The organism is Acuticoccus mangrovi (assembly GCF_016411865.1).
GTDB lineage: Bacteria > Pseudomonadota > Alphaproteobacteria > Rhizobiales > Amorphaceae > Acuticoccus > Acuticoccus mangrovi.
This window is the reverse complement of the sequence record NZ_JAEKJA010000045.1, coordinates 1-2,672: the sequence shown is the minus strand read 5'-3', so window position 1 is coordinate 2,672 and position 2,672 is coordinate 1. Positions and strand designations below refer to the sequence as shown.

The window sequence follows — 2,672 nt, the reverse complement described above, 5'->3', positions numbered from 1 at the left end:
TTCAGCTAGACTGGGGCATCCGCAAACGCGTCTACGCGCTCGGCAACGGCATGTTGATCGACACAGCGCAATACAAACGCGACGGGCTCTGCGTGGTCGGTCGAGTCACATTGCCCTCCGAAGGCAGAGGTCACAGGTTCGAATCCTGTCGGGTGCCCCAGCCCTCGCCGGGTCCATTCCGGACACATAGGTGACGGTTTATTCCGGAGACATAGGTAACACCTTAGCTCCGAAGGGGTTGGCGATCGGCTCCAGCCTGCATGTCTCGTCGTCGAAGTAGCCGAGATCGTAGTGCATGAAGCTGACGAGCCATAGGCGGTCATCGACTTGGCGGATTCCGACCTTCTGGCCTGCGAAGACCTGGCTGAGGTTGATCTTCCTGCGCTTGAGACAGATGCGCCGCAGGTGGTGACGGTGGCTTCCTTGTCGTGGAAGGGATAGTCGAGCTCCGGCAGGCCCCGATAGGGGCGGGTTGAGGGCGCGTAGTGCTCGGCCGGGCAGGCCATGGCGAGCGCCTGGTGCGGCCGCTCGGTGTTGTAGCAGGCGACGAAGTCGTCGAACCTGGCCTGCTATCTCAGCATGGTCTCGGCCGCCGGTTTGGTGGTCTCCAGCTTCAGGGTCAGGTGCATGCGCTCGTGCCGTCCGTTCTGCTGCGGGTTGCCGGGCTTGATGCGCTCGATCTCGATGCCGAGCCTGAGCCACCAGACGGAGAGCTTCGAGAGGTTGAACAGCGCATTAGGGCTGGCGAAGGGGACGCCATTGTCGGTGCGGATGGCTCTCGGCAACCCGAACTCTTTGAAGGCGCTCTCGAAAACCGGGAAGGCGGTGGCCTCCTTGGTGCTCTGTAGCGCCTCGCAGGCGATGAGATAGCGGCTGGCATAGTCGGTGACGGTGAGCGGGTAGCAGTAGCGCCGGTCGGCGAGCATGAACTCGCCCTTGTAGTCGGCGCACCACAGCGCGTTGGGCGCGCTGGAAGAGGACAGCGGCGTGCCCATGGCCCGGTTGCGCCGTCTCTTGCGGCGCTTCACCAGGCCGTGGCGGTCGAGCACCGTGTGCACGGTGGAGATCGCCGGCCGCTGCGCTTCCGGATAGAGCCGCGCCAGCCGCTCCTTGATCTTCGGCGCGCCCCAGGCCGGCCTCTCCCGCTTCAGCCGCACGATCAGCGTCTCGATCTGGAAGGGCAACTGGTTGGCGTGCCGGTAGGGCCGGCGCGAGCGGTCGGTGAGCCCCTCAACCCCGCAGTCGCGGTAGCGCTCGTGGATCTTGTAGCCGGTCTTGCGCGAGATGCCGAACTCCCGGCAAAGCCCCGACATCGTCTCCCCGTCGAGCAGCCGGGCGATGAACTTCACCCGCTCGTCCATGATGTGACACTCCTTTCAGGCACCTTTGCTCTCCCCGCAAAGGCCCAAAAGTGTCATCCATGTCTCCGGAATGATCTGTCACCCATCTCTCAGGAAGGGCAAATGACTTAGCAGGAATTTCCAGAAGCGCTTTTCGGCTCGCGGAAGCATGGCGGAAGCAGCCGGGGGCGAATTTCTGGACAGATTGTCGCGTGGTTGTCGGCCTCGCGGTTTCCATACGAGGGGCTTCTCCGGCGGCTTCCATAGGCTTTCATACTGCGCTCCGTGTGCGCATCGCGGAGGAAGAGTTTGGCGGCTGTCGCCGTGACGGGTTTCGGGCTGAGAGAGAGGCTCTCGGTCGGCCCGTCATGGAGATCCGCCATGACACGGTATTCAAGACGGGCCGCCGCTCGCGGGCGGTCCGCGTCCGATCGCGCCAGTCTCTACGAGGAGGTCACGAACAAGATCATTGCCGAGCTGTTGGCGGGCCGTCTTCCCTGGGTTCAGCCTTGGGGGTCGGCCGGTGTCCAGGCCCCGCTTGCGATGCCGAAGAACGCCGCCACCGGCCGAGCCTATTCCGGCATCAACGTCCTCATCCTTTGGGGCGCCGTCGTGGAGCACAACTTTGAGAGCCAGAGCTGGCTGACGTTCCACCAGGCGCTGTCGCTCGGCGGACACGTGCACAAGGGCGAGAAGGGAACAACGGTCGTCTACGCTGACCGCTTTATCCCGGACGATGAGCGCCAACGCGCGCGCGGCACGTGAGGAACCCCAGGCGATCCCGTTCCTTAAACGGTTCACCGTCTTCAACGTCGCGCAGTGTGAAGATTTGCCCGAAGACATCGCCGCGGCAGCGCCGCCGGTCGAAGAGAACCTGATCCTGCCGCAGGCCGAAACGCTGATCCGCGCTAGCGGGGCCGACCTCAGGATCGGCGGCAATCGCGCCTACTACGATGTGCGCAACGACTATGTCCGCGTGCCTCCGCCGCAGGCCTATTTCGAGGCGGTGAACTGGCATCGGACGGCGCTACACGAACTCGGCCATTGGAGTGGCGCGGTCAGCAGACTCGCCCGCGACATGTCCGGCTCCTTCGGCTCCAAGAAGTATGCGTTCGAAGAGCTGATCGCCGAGATGACTGCTGCCTTCACGTGCGCTTCGCTCGGCATCGTGCCGACCGTGCGGCACGCCGATTACATCGGCTCGTGGCAGGAGGTGCTGCGGGAAGACAACCGCGCCATCGTCCGCGCTGCCTCGGCAGCATCGAAGGCCTCGGAATATCTCCTGGCCTTCCTGTCAACGCCGATCCAAATCTGACCCACTTACGGCGGTCG

Annotated in this window: 2 pseudogenes; one reads left to right on the top strand and one right to left on the bottom strand. The window is 64.0% G+C overall.

The window, feature by feature from the left end:
- Positions 1–198: 198 nt before the first annotated feature.
- Positions 199–1,361: pseudogene (locus JCR33_RS24420) on the bottom strand (IS481 family transposase).
- Positions 1,362–1,721: 360 nt separating this feature from the next.
- Between JCR33_RS24420 and JCR33_RS24415 the strand changes: the two are divergent.
- Positions 1,722–2,655: pseudogene (locus tag JCR33_RS24415) on the top strand (ArdC family protein).
- Positions 2,656–2,672 lie beyond the last annotated feature (17 nt).